At 62.5% G+C, this 18,666-nt stretch carries 22 protein-coding genes; 7 read left to right on the forward strand and 15 right to left on the reverse strand.

The window, feature by feature from the left end; all coding sequences use genetic code 11:
* Positions 1-55 precede the first annotated feature (55 nt).
* Positions 56-730, forward strand: a complete 675-nt coding sequence (locus tag CHC01_RS13020; RefSeq protein ID WP_089264752.1) for a peptidoglycan recognition protein family protein — start codon at positions 56-58, stop codon at positions 728-730.
* A gap of 3 nt (positions 731-733) precedes the next feature.
* Here CHC01_RS13020 and CHC01_RS13025 read toward each other — a convergent pair whose 3' ends face one another.
* Entirely contained in the window at positions 734-1,555 is an 822-nt protein-coding gene (locus CHC01_RS13025) for an aspartate dehydrogenase (RefSeq protein WP_089264753.1), read from the reverse strand.
* Positions 1,556-1,870: 315 nt separating this feature from the next.
* Between CHC01_RS13025 and CHC01_RS13030 the strand changes: the two genes are divergently transcribed.
* Together CHC01_RS13030 and CHC01_RS13035 are read left to right on the forward strand one after the other, a co-directional pair.
* Positions 1,871-2,707, forward strand: a complete 837-nt coding sequence (locus tag CHC01_RS13030; RefSeq protein WP_089264754.1) for a siderophore-interacting protein — start codon at positions 1,871-1,873, stop codon at positions 2,705-2,707.
* 31 nt (positions 2,708-2,738) lie between these two features.
* Complete coding sequence (locus tag CHC01_RS13035) at positions 2,739-4,217, forward strand: GH1 family beta-glucosidase (protein WP_089264755.1); 1,479 nt, start codon at positions 2,739-2,741, stop codon at positions 4,215-4,217.
* 1 nt (position 4,218) lies between these two features.
* Here the strand turns inward: CHC01_RS13035 and CHC01_RS13040 are convergent, their stop codons facing one another.
* Genes CHC01_RS13040 through CHC01_RS13060 form a run of 5 tightly spaced genes read right to left on the reverse strand, consistent with a single transcriptional unit; the run spans position 4,219 to position 8,777 of the window.
* Positions 4,219-5,064: a phosphodiesterase gene (locus tag CHC01_RS13040; RefSeq protein ID WP_502695651.1), complete on the reverse strand. Its 846-nt coding sequence runs from the start codon at positions 5,062-5,064 to the stop codon at positions 4,219-4,221.
* Positions 5,064-6,125 carry an ABC transporter ATP-binding protein gene (locus CHC01_RS13045; protein ID WP_089264756.1) on the reverse strand — a complete coding sequence of 354 codons (1,062 nt, stop codon included), beginning with the start codon at positions 6,123-6,125 and terminating at the stop codon, positions 5,064-5,066. The genes CHC01_RS13040 and CHC01_RS13045 overlap by 1 nt, the downstream gene beginning before the upstream one ends.
* Positions 6,122-6,907, reverse strand: coding sequence for an ABC transporter permease (locus CHC01_RS13050; RefSeq protein ID WP_089264757.1), 786 nt, complete (start codon positions 6,905-6,907; stop codon positions 6,122-6,124). Before CHC01_RS13050 ends, CHC01_RS13045 begins: the two co-directional genes overlap by 4 nt.
* Before the next feature lie 4 nt (positions 6,908-6,911).
* Positions 6,912-7,727, reverse strand: coding sequence for an ABC transporter permease (locus CHC01_RS13055; protein ID WP_089264758.1), 816 nt, complete (start codon positions 7,725-7,727; stop codon positions 6,912-6,914).
* 42 nt (positions 7,728-7,769) lie between these two features.
* Entirely contained in the window at positions 7,770-8,777 is a 1,008-nt protein-coding gene (locus CHC01_RS13060; RefSeq protein WP_089265637.1) for an ABC transporter substrate-binding protein, read from the reverse strand.
* Between the two features lie 210 nt (positions 8,778-8,987).
* On the opposite strand from CHC01_RS13060, the gene CHC01_RS13065 reads away from it, so the two are divergent.
* Positions 8,988-9,401, forward strand: a complete 414-nt coding sequence (locus tag CHC01_RS13065) for a hypothetical protein (protein ID WP_089264759.1) — start codon at positions 8,988-8,990, stop codon at positions 9,399-9,401.
* A 9-nt stretch (positions 9,402-9,410) separates the two neighbouring features.
* On the opposite strand, the gene CHC01_RS13070 is transcribed toward CHC01_RS13065, so the two are convergent.
* Positions 9,411-9,680, reverse strand: coding sequence for a hypothetical protein (locus tag CHC01_RS13070; protein WP_231080251.1), 270 nt, complete (start codon positions 9,678-9,680; stop codon positions 9,411-9,413).
* A 171-nt stretch (positions 9,681-9,851) separates the two neighbouring features.
* Positions 9,852-10,100 carry a hypothetical protein gene (locus CHC01_RS13075; protein WP_089264761.1) on the reverse strand — a complete coding sequence of 83 codons (249 nt, stop codon included), beginning with the start codon at positions 10,098-10,100 and terminating at the stop codon, positions 9,852-9,854.
* 219 nt (positions 10,101-10,319) lie between these two features.
* Between CHC01_RS13075 and CHC01_RS13080 the strand changes: the two genes are divergently transcribed.
* Positions 10,320-11,465: a GGDEF domain-containing protein gene (locus tag CHC01_RS13080; protein ID WP_089264762.1), complete on the forward strand. Its 1,146-nt coding sequence runs from the start codon at positions 10,320-10,322 to the stop codon at positions 11,463-11,465.
* Positions 11,466-11,538: 73 nt separating this feature from the next.
* Positions 11,539-11,811, forward strand: a complete 273-nt coding sequence (locus tag CHC01_RS13085) for a hypothetical protein (RefSeq protein WP_089264763.1) — start codon at positions 11,539-11,541, stop codon at positions 11,809-11,811.
* An 8-nt stretch (positions 11,812-11,819) separates the two neighbouring features.
* Here CHC01_RS13085 and CHC01_RS13090 read toward each other — a convergent pair whose 3' ends face one another.
* The 4 genes from CHC01_RS13090 to argE are packed head-to-tail and all read right to left on the reverse strand — an operon-like array spanning position 11,820 to position 15,096.
* Complete coding sequence (locus tag CHC01_RS13090; protein ID WP_089265638.1) at positions 11,820-12,428, reverse strand: glutathione S-transferase; 609 nt, start codon at positions 12,426-12,428, stop codon at positions 11,820-11,822.
* Between the two features lie 8 nt (positions 12,429-12,436).
* On the reverse strand, positions 12,437-12,862 hold the full coding sequence (locus CHC01_RS13095; protein ID WP_089264764.1) for a GlcG/HbpS family heme-binding protein: 426 nt from the start codon (positions 12,860-12,862) through the stop codon (positions 12,437-12,439).
* A 48-nt stretch (positions 12,863-12,910) separates the two neighbouring features.
* Complete coding sequence (locus CHC01_RS13100; RefSeq protein ID WP_244558345.1) at positions 12,911-13,921, reverse strand: NAD(P)H-quinone oxidoreductase; 1,011 nt, start codon at positions 13,919-13,921, stop codon at positions 12,911-12,913.
* On the reverse strand, positions 13,918-15,096 hold the full coding sequence (argE, locus tag CHC01_RS13105; protein ID WP_089264765.1) for an acetylornithine deacetylase: 1,179 nt from the start codon (positions 15,094-15,096) through the stop codon (positions 13,918-13,920). Before argE ends, CHC01_RS13100 begins: the two co-directional genes overlap by 4 nt.
* Before the next feature lie 39 nt (positions 15,097-15,135).
* Between argE and CHC01_RS13110 the strand changes: the two genes are divergently transcribed.
* Entirely contained in the window at positions 15,136-15,789 is a 654-nt protein-coding gene (locus CHC01_RS13110) for a DUF1028 domain-containing protein (RefSeq protein WP_089264766.1), read from the forward strand.
* Between the two features lie 11 nt (positions 15,790-15,800).
* On the opposite strand, the gene CHC01_RS13115 is transcribed toward CHC01_RS13110, so the two are convergent.
* Genes CHC01_RS13115 through CHC01_RS13125 form a run of 3 tightly spaced genes read right to left on the reverse strand, consistent with a single transcriptional unit; the run spans position 15,801 to position 18,599 of the window.
* On the reverse strand, positions 15,801-16,949 hold the full coding sequence (locus CHC01_RS13115) for an ABC transporter ATP-binding protein (protein WP_210421668.1): 1,149 nt from the start codon (positions 16,947-16,949) through the stop codon (positions 15,801-15,803).
* Positions 16,933-17,748 carry an ABC transporter permease gene (locus CHC01_RS13120; protein WP_089264767.1) on the reverse strand — a complete coding sequence of 272 codons (816 nt, stop codon included), beginning with the start codon at positions 17,746-17,748 and terminating at the stop codon, positions 16,933-16,935. The genes CHC01_RS13115 and CHC01_RS13120 overlap by 17 nt, the downstream gene beginning before the upstream one ends.
* On the reverse strand, positions 17,745-18,599 hold the full coding sequence (locus CHC01_RS13125; RefSeq protein ID WP_089264768.1) for an ABC transporter permease: 855 nt from the start codon (positions 18,597-18,599) through the stop codon (positions 17,745-17,747). Before CHC01_RS13125 ends, CHC01_RS13120 begins: the two co-directional genes overlap by 4 nt.
* Positions 18,600-18,666: the final 67 nt, after the last annotated feature.

The following is an 18,666-nucleotide window of genomic DNA, read 5'->3' on the forward strand; positions in this document are numbered from 1 at the left end:
GCGGCTCGGTTACGCTTTCCGGAGGCGTTATGAGACGCCTTCGGAAACGAGGGACATGAGAGGTCAGGTCGTCGGGCTATTGCTGGTTTTGTGCGCGATCGCCACACCTGCGACCGCCCAGACGCCTTCGAGCTTCGAAATCGCCGCCCGCTCCCGGGGCACCCCCGACATTCCCGGCCTCAACATGGTCTGGCTAAGGCCATGGACCGATCTCCGCCACGCCCGTGAATGGCGCAACATCGTCGTGCATCAGTCGGAAGGCGCGGTCGGCTCCGCCTGGCGTAACGCGGTCGCGCAGATGCAGAAACCCGATCGTCGCGGCGTCGCCATCTGGATCGAGACCGACGGCACCGTTTACTGGTCGACGCCCGAATGGGCGGTGCCGAACCATCTCAACCGCGGCAACCGCAACGACAACAAGTATATCGACAACAGCGGGACCTATCAGCAGATCGACAATGACTCATCGATCGGGGTCGAGTTCGTCGGCAACTACCCCAATGTCCGCAAGCCGCCCACCGATGCCCAGATCGCGGCGTGGCGCATGTTGGTCCGCGTGCTGCAGGCCCGCTACGACATCCCGAATGAGCGTGTCTTCGCCCATAACTGGATCGACTATAAGGATCGCCGCTACTGCGAAGGCTGCGAACTCGCCAGGATCGCCCGGACCCAGGGAATCGAGACTGCACAGCGGATAGCCCCTGCGCATCAAGCCGAGAGCAGCAAGTAGGCCTTACGTTCCGACGCGCAGCGCCGCGCGCTGCTTGCGCAGATAGGCGATCACCGACAGCGCGGTGATGCGGCCGGTCTTCGGGTTCTCCGACGGGATGTTTTCGATCTGCATCGAGAACCGTGCGGAATCCGAATCCACCTCGACGCGGTGAACGTTGCGCGTCAACGCCGGATCGGCCCAGATTTCCAGCGTTGTGGCATCAGGGCCCGCGCCCGCAAGCGACAGCGCGACGGCGACATTGAGATTGGCGGGAAAGCCCTTGGCGGCCTCGCGCGCCGTGCCCTCGAAAATCTTCAGGGGTTCGGTGATGCTCTCGATGTCGATCTTGTTCTCGACGATATAGGGCGCGCCGGCGAGGCCCTTCACCGGTTTGCGCGTCACCATCTTCACTGACGAGATCTTGCCCTCGGCGGCAGCCGTCACGGCATCGAGCCCGATCAACGCCCCGGTCGGCACCACGATCTGACCGCCGTTCTGCTTGGCCAGCGCAACGAGATCCTCATTGAACAACAGCGCTCCAGCGCTCAGCACGATCGCGGTCTTGCCCTTGCTGACGAACGGCTTGACGATTTCGGGCAGCAACGCTGCGGGCGCACATTCGATCACGATATCGGCGACATCCACGAGATCCGCGATCGGCAGCACCGGCGGCGCCTTGCCGAGACCGGACAGGAACGCCTGATGCTTCTCCGGATTCTGCACGGCGACCGCCGCCAGAACCAGGCCATCGATGCCGCGGTCCAGGGCTTCGGCCACCTTGCGGCCGATCGGGCCAAGGCCAACAATGGCCACGCGCGTGGGAGACTTTGCTTCAGTGCTCATCAGGTCTATCTCGTCCAACAATTTCGGGGGGCACGCCGCCACATCCGGAAACGGTTCTCCCCCGGAAAGGCCGCAATGTCCATGCGGTGACATCAGCCAGTTTAGAAGGCTTCCGGCCTCACGCCATCGTGCAGCACGTGCGACAATCCCGGGCTTGCACGTAAAAGGACGTTTCGCTACCTCTGCCGTGATTGCTGTCTCGGCGAGGCCGCACGTAAGCGTTAACGTGAACCAACGCGCCGATCGAACCTGATCCAGGCTCGACCTGCGCGACATCGCGTCAAACAGGCCGATCTGGATTCCCCGGGAATCCACATGATCGACACATCTTCAGACACTATTTCAAACGATCTTCATCGCATCACGCGGGTTCGCCACGAGCTGAAGCGCCGTCTGCTGACCGTCAAACGCGTGACGTCCGTGACGCCGCACATGAAGCGCATCACCCTCACGGGCGACGACCTCGATGGCTTCGTCAGCGCGTCCTATGACAACCACGTCAAGGTGTTCTTCCCGCGCCCCGGCGAAACCGAACCTTTGATGCCCGCCTTCAGCGAAGGCCGCGTGCTGGTCGATGAGAGCGCGCGGCCAATCGCGCGGGACTACACGCCGCGGCGCTATGACGAAGCCGCCAAAGAGCTCGACATCGATTTCGCCATTCATGATGCGGGGCCTGCCACGACCTGGGCTACCCAAGCGAGGCCAGGCGATAAAGTCGGTATCGGCGGCCCGCGCGGCTCGTTCGTGGTGCCGGACGACTTCGACTGGTACCTGCTGATCGGCGACGAAACTGCCCTGCCCGCCATCGGCCGCCGACTTGATGAACTGCGTCCTGCCACACGGGCCATCGTGATCGCGGAAGTCGCCGATGCTGCCGAGGAGCAGATCTTCGCATCCAAGGCCTCCGTCACCATCAACTGGTTGCATCGTGGCCAGCAGAGCGCCGGTTCGACCACCCTGATGGAAGATGCCCTGCGCAGCCTCAAACTTCCCGTTGGCGACGGCTACGCCTTCATCGCCGCGGAATCCGAAGGCGCCAAGCGCCTCCGCAAGATTCTTGTCGACGAGCGCCAGCATCCCAAGGCGTGGGTCAAGGCGTCAGGCTATTGGAAAGGCGGCGCAGAGAACTATCATGAACCGCATGACGATTGATCGTCACATTTGCAGATAGCAGGGAGTACCGGTGTCCCATCGTTTCACGCGCCGCGATTTTGCCGGAGCGGCCGGCGCGCTCGCCGCCGGCCTCGCCGTCCCGACTGCGCAGGCCGGGGCTCAAACAGTCTCGGTCACACCGGCGGCGCTTCCCAACGACCGGCGTTTTCCGGCGGATTTCGTCTGGGGCACCGCAACGTCGGCCTATCAGATCGAGGGCGCCGTCTCGGCCGAAGGCCGCGGCCCCTCAATCTGGGATAGCTATTCGCACACGCCGAACAAGATCCGTGGCGGCGGCAACGGCGACCACGCGGTGGATCATTTCCGTCGCTACAAGGAAGACATCCAGCTAATGAAGGCGTTGGGCGCCAAGGCCTATCGCTTCTCCATGTCATGGTCGCGCGTATTTCCGACCGGCGTGGGCACGCCCAATCCGCAAGGGCTGGATTTCTACAACCGCCTCATCGACGAGCTATTGGCCAATGGCATCGAGCCATACGCCACGCTGTATCACTGGGATCTGCCACAGGCGCTGCAGGACCGCGTGGGCGGCTGGGCGTCGCCAGATACATCGAAGGCGTTTGGTGATTATGCCGCCCATGTCGCACAGCGCATCACCGACCGCGTCAAAAACATCTTCACCATCAATGAATGCGGCACCTTCGTGGATTTCGGCTACGGCCACGGCCCGGTGGAGCTCGCGCCCGGCCTCAAGCTGCCACAGTCGCAGCTCAACCAGGTTCGCCATCACGTCGCACTGGGCCACGGCATGGCCGTGCAGGCGATCCGCGCCAATGGGCGTACGGACACCAGGGTTGGCCTCGCCGAGAATGTCGCATCCTGCGTCCCGGCCATTGAGACGCCTGCCAATATCCGCGCAGCCGAAATCGCAACGCGCGAGATGAATGGCGGCTACATGACCGTCATTCTCGAAGGCAGATATACCGATGCATTCCTGGCCTATGCCGGCAAGAATGCGCCGAGCTTCACCGCCGAAGAACTGAAGATCATTTCTTCCCCCGTCGATTTCGTCGGTCTCAACGTCTACATGCCGCAATATTATGTGGTAGCGAGTGGGGATCAAAACGGCTTCGCACTGGTGCCGTTCCCGACCTCGTTCCCGCGCATGGATTCGGACTGGCTGCGGATCGGGCCGGAGGCGCTGTATTGGGCGCCCCGCAATGTCGCCAAGGTCTGGAACGTCAAGCAGATCTATATCAGCGAGAACGGTACATCGGCCGCCGACCGGCCGGCCGGTGACGGCAAGATCCACGACCTCGACCGCGTCATGTATCTCAGGAACTATCTCACGCATCTGCAGCGCGCGACGTCGGAAGGCATCCCCGTAAGGGGGTATTTCCACTGGAGCCTGATGGATAATTTCGAGTGGTCGGATGGCTATGAAAAACGCTTCGGGCTGTATCACGTCGACTTCGCGACGCAGAAACGAACGCCGAAGCTGTCAGCCGAATTCTATCGCAGCCTGATCGCGGCCAACGCGCTGGTCTAGCTCAGAGCAACTTCCCATCCGCGCCGAAGAACGGATGCGGGCCGTCGAAGTCGCCGATCGGCACCTGATGCGTGACCAGATGGCCGCCCTCCTCGCCATCCGGAAACCAGACATGCAGGTGGAAAGCCGGCGGCTCGACACGGAAGGACGGCGGACGCAATTCGGCGATGTCGAGATCGACCGCATGGTTCGGCGCCGGGCAAATGGTCGCAACCGTCCCGGCGAATGTCGTCAGTGTCGCGCGATGGACGTGGCCGGCGGCGACGATGCGCACGCGCGGATGCCTGCGGACGATGGCAGCGAGCTCATCCGCGTTGAACAGGTCCTGCACGTCCATATGGGTGATGCCCGTGCGGAACGGCGGATGATGCAGGAACAACAATGCCGGCCGCTCGCGCGATGATGCCAGCGTGGCATCCAGCCACTCCAGCGTTGCCGCTTCCAGCGTGCCGTGCGGCTTGCCCGAAACATGCGAGTCCAGCAGGATGATATCGAGCGGGCCAACCGTCCGCGCCTGATCGAGCGGGCCCGACGACTTGGCATAGGCCCAATCGGGAAATGCCGCGCGCATCATGTCGCGGGCGTCGTGATTGCCGGGAACACCGATGAACGGGATCTTGAGCGGCGCCAGCAGTCGCCACAGATACTCGTATTCGCCGGGCGTCGGCGTATCCACGAGATCGCCGGAGATGACGACGAGATCGGGCCGCGGATCGAGTGCGTTCAGCTCGGCCACACAGCGCTCCAGCGCCTTGGCCGTGTCGACCTTGCCATAGGCCAGCTCGCCCAGCGCCTTGATATGCAGATCGGAGATCTGCGCGATGATGGTGGGCTTAGGCTTCAACATCAGTCTTCTTTCGGCAACACGCGAACCGCTTGAGGCGTGACCGACAGGCCGACGCGCTCCCCTGCACGCACATTGATGGTGTTCGGCGCGTCCACCGTCAACGGCTTGTTCGCCGCACCCGTCACCACGAGGCGCTGGCGATCACCGATAAAGGCGACGCTTTCGACCATGCCGCGCAGGAAGGCGTCCGCCTCGGCGACAATTCCGATGGTCTCCGGCCGGATCATCGCCACTGCCGCAGCGTTGTCGGCGGCGGCATCGAGCGCCAGCCAGCCACCGGGCAGCGTCAGCCGACCGCCGCTCACCGGCCCCTCGACGATATTGGCCGCACCGACGAATTCGGCGACGAAACGATTCTGGGGAGCAAAGTAGATCTCGCGCGGCGTGCCGATCTGCGCGATGGCGCCCTTGCGCATGACAACGATACGGTCGCCGAGTTCCATCGCTTCGGCCTGATCGTGAGTCACATAGATCGCGGTGATCCCGAGCGAGCGCAGCAGGTTGTTGAGTTCACTGCGCAGCCGGTCGCGCAGCGACGCATCAAGCGCTGTCAACGGCTCATCTAGCAGCAGCACGCGTGGACGCACGGCCACCGCCCGCGCCAAAGCTACGCGCTGACGCTGGCCGCCAGATAATTGATCGATACGGCGGTTTTCGAGCCCGCCGATATTGGTCAGCGCCACCATTTCGGCGACACGCGCCGCGCGCGCGGCCTTGTCAACGCCGCGAATCTTCAGCCCGTAGCCAATGTTCTCGGCCACCGTCATGTTGGGAAACAGCGCATAGGACTGGAACACCATGCCGACATGACGCTGCTCGATCGGCACCGCAGTCATGTCTGTCTCGTCGAACAGTACGCGGCCGCCGACATCGGGTGTCTCCAGCCCGGCGATGATCCGCAGCATGGTGGTCTTGCCGCAACCGGAAGGGCCGAGCAGAACCAGCGTCTCGCCTGACACGATATCCAGCGAGGCCGGCGCCAGCGCCTGCGTGCCATCCGGAAAGGTCTTGCCGCAATTCTCGATATGAACGGCCGCACCGTGGCCCGCAATCCCGCTCATTTCTTTTCGCCCTTCTCGGCAAACATCTGCATCGCCACCAGAAGAGGCACAATCATGATGAAAAAAATCAGTGTGTAGGCCGATGCCACTTCGAGCCGCATCGACGCGTAGCTGTCGGCGAGACCGACCGGCAGCGTCTTGGTGAGCGGCGTGTGCAGCATCCAGGTCAGGTTGAATTCGCCGAGCGACAGCGTCACCACCATCAGCGATCCGGCGAGAATGCCGGGCATGGCGTTCGGAACGATGACATTGCAAAACCGCGCCCATGGCGACGCACCGAGCGAGGCAGCCCCCTCGTCCAGCGTCTTGATGTCCACCGAAGCGAACACCGCCATCACCGAGCGCACCATGAAGGGCATGGTGAAGACCACATGGCCTGTGAGGATGAACAGCCACGACTGCCGGAAGCCACCGAAACCGCCATAGGTCAGTAGCAGCGCCAGCGCGATAGCCAGGCCGGGAATCGCCAGCGGCAGCGTGATGATCTCCTCGATCACGCGCGACAACCTCCCGCCCTTCACGTGTAGTCCATAAGCCGCGGGCACGCCGACAACCAGCGTCACCGCCAGGGTCGCGAAGGCGATCAGGAACGACAGCCCGATTTCACCGGCATAGAGGTTCCAGACCTGCACCACCCATTGCAGCGTGACGCCCGACTGGATACCGCGAAAGTAATTGACGGTGACGCCGGCGGAAATCGACAACACAACGGGCACGACGAGAAACGCCGCAACGAGCAGTGTAAATCCGAGCTGGCCAGCGAAGATGAGGCGATCGCGCATCGGCTTACCCCGCTGCCGCGACAGCGCCGCCGCTCATTGAGCGGGCCAGCGCGAGGATTGCCCAGGCGATCACGCCGAGTCCGATCGACAGCGCCGCCGAGATCGCGAAATTCGCCGCCAATGTGAACTCGGTATAGATTAGCATCGGTAGCACATCGATGTTGGTCGCAAGCGTGAAGGCTGTCCCGAACGCACCCATCGCCGTCGCGAAGGCGATTGCGCCCGAGGCTACGAAAGCCGGCCCGAGCGCCGGCAGTACCACGTCGCGCTGGACCGCCCACGGGCTCGCACCGAGCGAACGCGCCGCCTCCTCCAGCCCGATATCGAGCTTTTGCACCGCGGCCATCACCGTGAGGATCACGCGCGGAATCGAGAAATAGAGATAGCCGAGAAACAGACCGAAGATCGAATAAGCGAACACGACTTTCTCACCCGTCACCGCGGCGGTGATGGCGCCGATCAGGCCCTGACGTCCTGCAAGGAGAATGATGAGAAAGCCGACCACGACGCCGGGAAATGCCAGTGGAAATGTCAGCATCGCGATCAGCACAGCGCGGCCGGGGAAGCGGTGACGCTGCAGGAACAGGCCGGCGATGGTGGCAATCACCAGCGTGGCGACGGTCGTCGCCGCAGCGAGTACGACCGTATTGATCAGCGTGGCGCGATAGCGCGGCTCGGTGATGATCGCGAGATAGGCGGACACGCCGCGCGATCCACCGGCACCGACGGCGAGCAATTGCGCCATCGGCAAGAGGAAGAAGGCTGCTGTCACCACCACGAGCGGCAGCAGGCAGATCCAGATGAAATTACGATGCGACATGAAATTATGGTGCCCCTGCCCCCGCCGGGGCACCATTGTGCATCAACGGACTTCGGCGAGATAGCGGTCGCTGAAGCCTTTCTGCGCCAGCTCCATCTTGCCCCAGTCCACGCTCTTGGCGCGGGCATATTCGCTGTCCGGCAGGAACTTGGCCTTCACGGCTTCCGGCAGTTCAATCTTGCGGGCCGGACGGAGGTAAGCATTGGTCCAGATCGCCTGGCCCTTGTCGGACAGGAGATAGTCCATGACCTTCTTGGCCTTGTCCTTGTGCGGCGCGTTCTTCACGAGACCGACCACATAGGGAAACACGACCGAGCCTTCGCAGGGAATGACGAATTCGAAACTGCCTTTCTCGGAATACTTGGCGCGATAGGCATTGAAATCATAGTCCAGCAGGATCGGCATCTCGCCGGAGACGACGCGGGCATAAGACGTCTGCTTCGGCACGATCGCGTCGTTCTTCTTCAGCTCCTTGAAGAAGGCGATGGCCGGATCGAAATTCTGGTCGGTGCCGCCGAGCGCGAGATTGACCGCAACAGCACCGACATAGCCGACGGCGGCCGAGGTCGGATCGAGATAGCCGACCATGCCCTTGTAGTCGGGCTTGGCGAGATCCTTCCAGCACTTCGGCACCGGCTTGCCAGCGAGGGCATCCTTGTTGACGAAGAAACCGAGCGTGCCGGAATGGATCGTGGTCCAGTAGCCTTCGGAGTCCTTCAGGCCGGCATCGACCTGATCCCAGCCAGCGGGCTTGTAGGGTTCGAGTGCATCCTGCGCCTTGGCCTTCATACCGAAGGTGACGCCGAAATAGCCGATGTCGCCGACCGGATTGGCCTTCTCGGCGAGGATCTGCGCCAGCGCCTGACCGGAATTCTTGTTGTCATGCGGCATCTCGATGCTGAGGTCGGTCTTCACCGCCTTGATCATCGACGCCCAGTCGGCCCATTCCGGCGGACAGTTGTAGCAGATGACATCCGCAGCACGGGCGGGCTGCGATAGGGCGGCGAGCGCCAGCGCGGACAGAGCAAATACCAAGCGGAACGGTTTCACGGCGATCGTCTCCATCCTGACGCAGGCTTTATGGCCGGCGCATAGAAGTCTGAGGGGAATGCGTGACGCCCCACTATAGGCCGCGGATGAAACTTTTGCGACAAAGCCAACCCGCAGCGCATTTGTGCACCGCAATGACCGTGAAGCCCATCGACAACACCCCGCGGAGGATGTGAAATCGCCCGTCGCCGCTGATATTGGACCGTTGATGTGAAAGAGACGCCCGAACGCGATCGAGGCCTGCTCGGTCTGGTCGAACGACTCATGAGGAGGCCAGGCGATCCCGAACCGATCAGGACTGAGCCAGACGCGGACACCAGAGACGGTTTCGATCCGGTCGTCGCGGAGGAGAATCCGGCGGCATCGCTGGAGCCGCAACTTGCGGTCGAGAGCACCCGCACGCTTGACCGCTCGGAAATCGCGGATGTGATCCTGCGCGCGCTAAGGGGTATCGATGGCTGTCCGACAGCCGGCTTCGAGGTGGTCGTCTATGGTACGCGCCCATGGAACGCCATGTTGCGCATCACGCCGGCCGCCGGCGCTGTGCCTGACGCGCGTGCCTGGCGCCAGCGGGTCCAGGACATGGTTCAGCTGTTGCGACATCAATACGAGTTGCGCGAATAGACCGGAGGCCTAGCCTTCCATGCGCACCAGCACGACCTCAAACGGCACACCGGGCCGTTGCTTGACGACACCTCTGCAGGACGCCGTCGTGGTCTTGGATGTCCCGACCAGATCAATCTCGACCTCGTCGATGCCGAAGATCGTTGGCTGGCCGTCCGCATGCCGGCGGGTCGCAATCGTCGCCGTGAAAGCATCGCCGTTCTGGATATAGGAACCGCTATAGGCAATCACCGTATCGCCGCCCGACAATCGACCATCAGCGAGCGTGATAATCCCCATGCCTTCCTTTTCGGGAATACGAAACCACGCCGAGTAACGGCCATCCGGGAGCATGACAAACCTGAACTGTAAGTTGCGGTACAGCCAATTACCACCAACCCATCAGAAAGACGTTAACCAGATCGGTCGCATTGAAACGATCGATCTCGCCTTCCCCAATGTAATGCCGCGCTACTTGCCGCCCCCGATATTGCCGCCCTTGATATGGCCGAGCGAGTTGCTGCCATAGGCAGAATTGCCGTGATTGCCGCTCATCGCGGCATTACCACGAAAGATCGCCGGCCCCCGCATCTGGCCATAGGCCCCGTAATATCCGTGGTGCGCCTTGTAGCCACGATGGACTTTCTTTGCAGACGCCGCCGTCGCCGTGAAACTCGCGATCATCAGTGCAGCTGCCGCCGTCGCCAGAATCTTTTTCATGTTCAACCCTCTGTAACGCCCTGCAGGAAAACGCCGGTAGCTGCGTCTCGTTCCGGCACAAATCGTTGCAAAAACGATCTTACGACGATCTCCGGACATCCCTTCCATCGGTCTGGTAACGCTTTGCTCACCATACAAAATGGGTGGCCCCGACCGCGATCGGTGGTAAGTGGGTGCTGCTTATTGCGCATCAAATAAATTACACCGCGTTCGGACATCATGTTGCTAGATCAGTCCTCCATCTTCGCAGCGATCGGACTCTCGAGCGCGGCGCTCGCGCTCACATTGCTCGCCACCTGGCTCGTCGCGCGATCCGAGACCTATCTGCTGACTTGGTCGATCGGTCTCGCGACCACGGTCGTTGCCGTCATCATCTATGCAGGCTTCGAACAATATGATTCGAGGCTACAGCTCGCTGCATTCATATTGCTGCTTGTCGGCTTCGGGGTGATCTATGCGGGCACCACGCAATTTTGCTCGAACCAGGCCCATTGGATCCGCGCCGCCCTCGTCACCGCTGCAGGGCTCGTTCCGATGATCATCGGCTTTGCGCTTGGTTACACCGGCGTCGGCACGATGGCCGCGAATTTTGGCACGGGCCTTCTCGTTGCGCTCTCGGCCGCGCAATATTGGCACGCGCGCGCCGAAGCACCGCTGCTGATGGTCGCAAATGCGCTACTCTATCTCGTCACGGCCGCATCGTTCGTGGCTTGCGGTGCCGAACTCTTGCGTACCGGGCAATTCGTGCTGACCGATCGACCGATGAATTGGGCAGAGCAGTTCAATTCACTGATGGTGATTGTCGGTCTGACCGGGATCGGTGCGCTGTCACTGACGATCAACCAGATCCGGACGTCGAACCGGCATAAATCCGATGCCATGACCGATCCTTTGACCGGCCTGCTCAATCGGCGCGCGCTGTTTGGCGAAAAGGTAACGGAGACAGCATCCAACACTGCAATTCTGGTGATGGATCTCGATCACTTCAAAACGATCAACGATCAGTTCGGCCACGCCGCCGGCGACCGCGTGCTGCGGGCCTTTGCTGAAGTGATCTTCTCGAACATTCGCGCCGAAGACGTTGCCGCGCGTCTGGGCGGCGAGGAATTCTGCATTGTCCTAGCCGCGTCGAGCCCAAAAGCGGCGGCCGCTGTCGCCGAGCGCATCCGATCAACGCTGGAGACAAAGACGTTCCCGACTTCCGCCGGTGTTATCCACGCCACGGTCAGCGTGGGCATCGCGATCCGTTCAGCCGAGCCTGAAACACTGCAGGCATTGCTTAGCCGAGCAGATGCTGCGCTTTACCAAGCCAAGGCGGCAGGCCGAAATCGCGTACAGATTTCTGATTTTCATCTGGCCGCCTAAGCCGCGCGACGCCCGGTTCCACGAAAAATTAAGCACTGGCTGGCAGCGTAAGGTTTTTCGGCAGAATGCCCCGATGCCCGGTCAGAAAACCATCGCCATAGAGACGCTCAATCTGCTGCGCGCCTCAGAACCTCGTCCCAACGACAGCCACCTCAAGGCGGCGTCGATCGTCGCTTTTCCGCTCGGCCCCATCGAGGTCGAGCAAATCACGCCACGGTTCTTCGCCTCCTTCGCCATCGAGAGCCTGCTGCGCTCGATCTGCTATCGCGAAGAACAGTGGTTGATCGAAGCCCGGCACAGCCATGCGATGCGGATGACGCTGAACTGGGTCGAGGCTGAAAGCTGACGACAGAATTACCCCTCGGCCGGAAACGTATCTCGCAGTGACGGCCGCTCCGATACGGTTGCGAACCAGTCGGTCAGGGCAGGCCGCGAGCTGCGCCAGTCGAATGATGCGAAACGAAAATCCAGATAGCCGAGCGCGCAAGCGATGGTGAGACTGCCGATGCTGACGCGGGCGCCGAACGATGCGACAGAGTTTTCCATCTCATCGAGCGCCGCAGCAATCTTGGTCATCTGACCATCGATCCACTCCGCCGATCTGATCTCGTCGCGACGGCAGGTATTCTCATAGCGCGTGAGCAGCGCCGCATCGAGCAAGCCATCTCCGAGCGCCTGCTCGGTGAGCACCTGCCAGCGCTCGGCGCCGCGCGGAAACAGCGAACCATGTCCGAGGTCGTCGAGATATTCGCAAATCACCCGGCTGTCGAACAGCAACGTGCCATCCGCCAGCTTCGCCGCGGGCACCTTGGCCAGCGGATTGAAACTTGCGATCCGCGCGTCGCGCTTGAGCGGATGCGCGGCGCTGGGCAGCTTCACGATACGATCGGCAATCCCGAGCTCGATCGCACAGGCCATGACCTTGCGGACATAGGGCGATGTCGGCGCGTAGAACAGTTCGATCTTGTTGCTCATGGCTTCTGATCCTCCGCGTCGATGGCTGCCAGCGCGGCACGCGCGACTTCGACGTCCTGCGCGCCGGTGCCCGATCCAACGCCGACCGCCCCGATACATTGACCAGCAATCACGATGGGCAATCCGCCTTCGAGATTGGTCAGGCGGCCACCGCCTGCAATGGCCAGCTTGATCTCGTCGGCGGGATTGAGCCGCGATGTCGGCTGCCGATGCGACGCGGCTGTGATGGCCTTGGACATCGATGTTTCCCGCGAAAGCAATTTGGCGCCGTCCATGCGGACGAAAGCCAGCAGATTGCCGCCGTCGTCGACGATCGTGACGTTCTGTGCCACGCCAAGCTCCTCCGCCTTGGCGACGGCACCCGCCAGCGCTTTGAGCGCGCCTTCATGTGTCAGCTTGAGAGAGGGTTTAGTCATCGCCATGGGACTGCTCCTGTATCGATATGCGGCTTTTGCGCTCGACATCGCTGCTCATGCGGCGGCGCCAGCCGGCAGCAGCAGGACCTTGCCGATATTTTCATTGGCTTCCAGAATGCGATGGGCCTGCGCAGCCTCACCGAGCGGCAGCGTCCGCCAGATCAACGGCCTCACCTCGCCGGATGCGACCAGCGGCAGTACCTCGGCACGGAGCGCGGCAGCGATTGCGGTCTTCTCCTCGTCGGACTTCGGCCGCAGCGTCGACGACGTCAGATACAATCCCTTCCGCATCACCAAACCGAGATCGATCGGCACCACGCCGCCTTCCATGAAGGACAGGCTGACGTGCCGTCCGCCCGGCGCCAGCGCATCGAGATTGCGCGTCACATAGGAACCGCCGACGATGTCGAGCACGACATCGACGCCTCGCCCGCTTGTGGCGTCGCGCGCTGCGACAACGAAGTCGTCGGTACGATAGTTGATGGCGATGGCGCCGAGCGCTTCCACCGCCTTCTTCTTGGCATCGCTGCCCACGGTGGCGATGACCGTCGCGCCGCGAGCGGTGGCCATGCGGATCGCGATGGTACCGATGCCGCTGGCACCGCCATGCACCAGCACGGTCTCGCCCTTCGATAACCGGCCGCGCTCGAACAGATTGTGCCAGACGGTGAAGAGCGCTTCGGGCAATGCCGCCGCCTGCTCCATCGTCAGCCCCTCGGGCACCGCAAGACAATGCGACGCCTTGGCGATGCAATAGCGTGCGTAACCGCCGCCCTTGACCAGGGCCATGACAGCCTGACCGCGCAAGGCGGCGTCGCCGCCGACCACGCGGCCGGCGACTTCGAGACCGAGTACGTCAGTGACACCCGGCGGCAGCGGCACGGCACCACTTCGCTGCATTAGGTCCGGGCGATTGACGCCGGCCGCGGCGACCTCGATCAGCACTTCGCCGGGGCTAGGCAGAGGCACTGGTCGTTCGACTAGCGTCAGAACGTCAGGACCGCCTGCTTGCGTTGCGATGATCGCCTGCATGGTCGACATGATCGTCGACACTTCGTTCTTCATGATACGCGTATCCACTCTTCACTCGGCCGATGCAGCAAATCCGCCAGCCTGTCCATCATCGCGTTCGCAGCCGCGAGTTCGTCGAAACCGATCCATTCATCAGCCTTGTGGCCGCGGGCCATATCGCCGGGTCCGCAGACCAGCGTCGGGATGCCCGCCTCTGCGTAGAGGCCGGCCTCGGTGCCAAAGGCGACTGTGGTTGCGGGCTGCGTATCGCCTGCCATTCTTGCGACCAGACGCGTCACAGCTGCGTCGGCGGCAGTATCGAGCCCGGGATAGGCCGACAGTTCCTCGGAGACGATGTCAGCTTCCGGCGCATTGGCGCGGAGCCGATCGCGCTCGCGTGCAACCACCTCATCGATCCGCGCGAGAATTTCGCCCGCGTCACGGCCGGGCATCGTGCGGATCTCGTATTCCAGCGCGGCCCGTTCCGGCACCAGATTGACCATGCTGCCGCCATGCAGCGAGCCAACGTGAATGGTCGTGTATGGCGGATCGAACGCCGCATCGCCGCCGCGCGCGACTTCCTCATCAGCGAAGGCACGCAGCGTATGCGCGATCGCAACGCCCGCATCGACCGCATTGGCCGCACGATGCGGCATCGCCGAATGACCGGTACGGCCTGTTACTGTCAGGCGACGCGCGACCTTGCCCTTGTGCGCGCGCACGACGCGCATCGTGGTTGGCTCACCCACGATGGCGAGCGCCGGTGGCACGACGGACTGCATCAGCGCACGCACGAGATCGGGGGCACCGCGGCATCCGACTTCCTCGTCATAGGAAAACGCAAGATGCACGGGCGCGGCAGTTGCCGCATCCTTCAACCGCGGCACGCTTGCGAGAACGACGGCGAGAAAGCCCTTCATGTCGGTCGCGCCGCGACCATAGACGCGCTCATCGCGGATCACGCCGGCGAATGGCGGCACGGTCCAGGCCTGCCCCTCCACCGGCACCACATCCGTATGCGCCGACAGGACCACACCGGGACGATCCACGGGACCGATAGTCGCGAGCAACGACGCCTTGCAGCCATCAGGCGACGGCACGCGGCGCGAAGACACGCCCGACGACGCAAGTATCCGCTCGATATACGCGATGATATCGAGGTTCGAATTCGCACTTATACTTTCGATACTGATCAGATCGCAAAGTATTTGAGCTATTTTCTCGATCATCTATACTACCAATACTTTTACGATTGCAGGAGCATCACGATGACCTATTCCATCTCGGCACGCTGTCCGGAGACCGGCGCGTTCGGCATTGCCATTACGTCGTCGAGCATTGCCGTGCCGGCGCGCTGCGCCTGGGTGGGACCGCTCGGCCTCGTGGTGTCGCAGAATGTCACTGATCCGTCGCTCGGCCCGACCGGCCTTGCACTGCTGCGTCAGGGCCTCGGCGCGGGTGCCGTCCTCAACAATCTCACGCTCGGCACGCCGCAGCCCGCATGGCGGCAGGTCGGTGTGATCGATCGCTACGGCCAAGTAGCCTGGCATTCCGGCGAACAGGCATTGCCGATCGTCGGCATTGCGCAAGGCGCTGGCTGCCTCGCGCTCGGCAATCTGCTGGTCGATGAGAAAGTGCCGAGCGTGATGATCGCGCAGTTCGAGGCGACCGCCGGGCAACCGCTGGCGGAGCGGCTGATGTCGGCGCTGGAAGCCGGCCTCGATGCCGGCGGCGAGACCGACGACGAACATGCCGCGGGTCTGCATGTGGCGGATCGCTTCGACTGGCCGGTGGTCGACCTGCGTGTCGACTGGCACGACGCTCCGATCGGTGAACTCCGCGCACTGTGGGAGCGCTATCGGCCGCAGCAGAAGGACTATGTCGCGCGCGCGATGAATCCGGGCGCCGCGCCGTCGTTCTAGACGCGGCCGCCTCACGCCGCCTCGCCTGGCGGAAACGCCACGATATCGTCGGAGCCGATGGTCAATCCGATCTCGGCTCCGACCGGACAGGACGACAGCGCCGCAATGCCCGGCGAACGCAGCAGGATACGCTCACGCGCACTGCCAGGCGAGTCGATATAGAGATCGACATGGCCGCCCTGAAACACCTGCGTCGTCACAGTGCCGGGCAGCGATCCCGAAGCGCCACGCGCCGTGACGGCGAGATGCTCCGGCCGCACGAAGACATCCACGGCATCGCCGATCGAAAGCGCGGCAATCGGCGCCGCAGGAACGTCGGCGCTGATGTCGCCGACCGAAACGACCGCGACATCGCCGCGCTTCTCGACAAGGCGCCCGTTGAGGATATTGGCATCGCCGACAAAGGACGCGACGAAGCGATCCGCCGGACGGCGATAGATATCGTCGGGTGCCGCGATCTGGCGGATGCGCCCGGCCGACATCACCGCGATACGATCCGACATCGACAGCGCCTCGCCCTGATCATGCGTGACGAAGATCGTGGTGACGCCGAGCTCGCGCTGGATCTGCTTGAGCTCGACCTGCATCGAGCCGCGCAGATTCTTGTCGAGCGCCGAGAATGGTTCGTCGAGTAGCAGCACCTTCGGCTTGATCACCAGCGCCCGCGCAAGCGCGACGCGCTGCTGCTGGCCGCCGGACAATTGCTTGGGCTTGCGATCGGCAAAACCTGTGAGCTTGACCAGCGCCAGCGCCTCGTCGACGCGGCGCGCGATCTCCCTCTTCTCGACGCCGCGGGTCTTCAATCCGTAAGCCACGTTCTTGGCGACGCTCATATGCGGGAACAGCGCATAGTTCTGGAACACGATGCCGATCTCACGCATATGCGCGGGCGTCTCCGTGACCAGATCGCCGTCGATGAAGATCTCGCCATTATCGGCTTCGAGGAAGCCGGCAACCAGATTGAGCAGCGTCGTCTTTCCGCAGCCGGATGGGCCCAGCAGAGTCATGAACTCGCTCGGCCGGATCTTCAGCCAGGCCTCATGCAGCGCCATGGACTCGCCGAAGCGCTTGGTGACGCCGTCGAGCTGCACCGCCGGACGGATCTTGTCGGCTGCCGCGGCTGGCGTATTGGCTGTCATCGGATCAGTGCGCATCAACATTCAGGATTTTCCCGAGGCCCAGGAAGGAATTTGCGATCGTGAGCAAAGTCGCAGTCACGACGATGTAGATGACCGAGAGTGCGGCCAATGTGGGATCCGCGAATTCGCGGACATAATTATACATGGCGACCGGCAGCGTCTGCGTGGCCTGGCTGCTGACAAACAAAGTCGCCGTGAATTCGTTGAAGGACAGGATCGCGGCGAACAGCCAGCCGCTGAGCAAGCCCGGAATCAGCAGCGGGATCGTCACAGTAAACAGGATCCGTAGCGGCGTGGCGCCAAGACTTGACGCGGCCAACTCCAGGCGCGTGTCGAGATTTTCCAGCGAGATGTAAGTGCTGCGCATCACGAAAGGCAGCACCATCACCACATGGGCGAAGATGACGAGCGGAAAGCCGCGTCCGATCCCCGTCTGCGAGGCGAGGATGAGAATGCCAAGACCGACGGTGTAATGCGGGATGATCAGCGGAGACAGCAGAATGCCTTCGAGAAAATCCCTGAGCGCGAATTTGTAGCGATGAATGGCAAAGGCAAAGGCCGATCCCACCACCACCGCGATGCTGGATGCCCAGACCGTCACCGTCAGGCCATTCCAGAACCCCTTCGCGAAATCGGCATAAGAGAAGGCGCGGTAGAACCAGCGCAGCGACCATGACTGCGGCGGAAATTGCAGGATCGCGCGATCGTTGAAGGCCGAGATCGCTACGACAACGCCGGGCAACAGCACGAAGAGGAGAATGGCGGCGACGAGGACGCGGCCCGACCAACGCAGCGCGAGGGTTGCAGGTGAGCGCTTCATGTGGTGCCCGCCATGCGTTCGAGCGGGCTCGCGGCTTTCTTCAGCAACGCAATTACAGCCAGCGAGAGTGCAAGGCCGATGATGGAGAGACTGGCGGCGAAGGGGAAATTGAACGACGAGAAGCCGAGCTGATAGATCAGCGTCGAGACGGTGGCGACACGGCCGCCGCCGATCAGCTGCGGCGTCGCAAAGGCACTGAAGGTCCAGGCAAAGGCGGTCGAGAAGCCGGCAACGATGCCGGGCATCGACAGCGGCAGCGTGATGGTCATGAAGATGCGAATCGGACCCGCGCCAAGACTTTCGGCCGCCTTCTCGTAATTGCGATCGATATGCGACAGCGCCGCAGCCAGCATGATGACCATGATCGGCATGGTCACATGCACCAGCGCCGCAATCACACCGCCCGAGGTAAACATCATGCGTAACGGGCGGTCTACCAGGCCGAGCTTGAGCAGCAGCGTGTTCAGAAATCCGTTATTGCCGAGCACGATCATCCAGGAATAGGTCCGCACCACCTCGCCGAGAAACAGCGGCGTGACCGACACGATCAGGATGAAGGAGCGCAGCGCGGAGCTGTTGGTGCGCGTCAACGCATAGGCTAGCGGATAGGCAAGAAGCAGCGTGAACACCGCCGTTTCAAAACAGATCAGTACCGTATTCCAGAATGCCAAGGCGTAAAGCGGCCGCAGCATGGCCTCGAAATTTGCCCAGGTGAATCCACCGACTTCGAGCGTACCGGGAATATAGGCCCGCACGCTGTACTGAAAGACAGCCAGCATCGCCGCGATCAGGCCCACAGCAACGAGGCCCGCCGGCGAGACAAACCATCCGAGAAATGGACGTGCGTTCATGGACAAACTCGAAGTGGGCGAACGTGATGTCGTGGACCGCGATCCGGCGGAATCAGCCGGATCGCGA

It is taken from the genome of Tardiphaga sp. OK246, from assembly GCF_900188215.1.
Classification (GTDB): Bacteria; Pseudomonadota; Alphaproteobacteria; order Rhizobiales; family Xanthobacteraceae; genus Tardiphaga; species Tardiphaga robiniae.

Excerpts from the sequence above, each read along its gene's own strand:
- CHC01_RS13020 (WP_089264752.1), top strand. The coding sequence starts at position 56 with ATGAGAGGTCAGGTCGTCGGGCTATTGCTGGTTTTGTGCGCGATCGCC.
- CHC01_RS13025 (WP_089264753.1), bottom strand. The coding sequence starts at position 1,555 with ATGAGCACTGAAGCAAAGTCTCCCACGCGCGTGGCCATTGTTGGCCTT.
- CHC01_RS13030 (WP_089264754.1), top strand. The coding sequence starts at position 1,871 with ATGATCGACACATCTTCAGACACTATTTCAAACGATCTTCATCGCATC.
- CHC01_RS13040 (WP_502695651.1), bottom strand. The coding sequence starts at position 5,064 with ATGTTGAAGCCTAAGCCCACCATCATCGCGCAGATCTCCGATCTGCAT.
- CHC01_RS13045 (WP_089264756.1), bottom strand. The coding sequence starts at position 6,125 with ATGAGCGGGATTGCGGGCCACGGTGCGGCCGTTCATATCGAGAATTGC.
- CHC01_RS13050 (WP_089264757.1), bottom strand. The coding sequence starts at position 6,907 with ATGCGCGATCGCCTCATCTTCGCTGGCCAGCTCGGATTTACACTGCTC.
- CHC01_RS13055 (WP_089264758.1), bottom strand. The coding sequence starts at position 7,727 with ATGTCGCATCGTAATTTCATCTGGATCTGCCTGCTGCCGCTCGTGGTG.
- CHC01_RS13070 (WP_231080251.1), bottom strand. The coding sequence starts at position 9,680 with ATGGGGATTATCACGCTCGCTGATGGTCGATTGTCGGGCGGCGATACG.
- CHC01_RS13075 (WP_089264761.1), bottom strand. The coding sequence starts at position 10,100 with ATGAAAAAGATTCTGGCGACGGCGGCAGCTGCACTGATGATCGCGAGT.
- CHC01_RS13080 (WP_089264762.1), top strand. The coding sequence starts at position 10,320 with ATGTTGCTAGATCAGTCCTCCATCTTCGCAGCGATCGGACTCTCGAGC.
- CHC01_RS13085 (WP_089264763.1), top strand. The coding sequence starts at position 11,539 with ATGCCCGGTCAGAAAACCATCGCCATAGAGACGCTCAATCTGCTGCGC.
- CHC01_RS13095 (WP_089264764.1), bottom strand. The coding sequence starts at position 12,862 with ATGGCGATGACTAAACCCTCTCTCAAGCTGACACATGAAGGCGCGCTC.
- CHC01_RS13100 (WP_244558345.1), bottom strand. The coding sequence starts at position 13,921 with ATGAAGAACGAAGTGTCGACGATCATGTCGACCATGCAGGCGATCATC.
- argE (WP_089264765.1), bottom strand. The coding sequence starts at position 15,096 with ATGATCGAGAAAATAGCTCAAATACTTTGCGATCTGATCAGTATCGAA.
- CHC01_RS13110 (WP_089264766.1), top strand. The coding sequence starts at position 15,136 with ATGACCTATTCCATCTCGGCACGCTGTCCGGAGACCGGCGCGTTCGGC.
- CHC01_RS13115 (WP_210421668.1), bottom strand. The coding sequence starts at position 16,949 with ATGTTGATGCGCACTGATCCGATGACAGCCAATACGCCAGCCGCGGCA.
- CHC01_RS13120 (WP_089264767.1), bottom strand. The coding sequence starts at position 17,748 with ATGAAGCGCTCACCTGCAACCCTCGCGCTGCGTTGGTCGGGCCGCGTC.
- CHC01_RS13125 (WP_089264768.1), bottom strand. The coding sequence starts at position 18,599 with ATGAACGCACGTCCATTTCTCGGATGGTTTGTCTCGCCGGCGGGCCTC.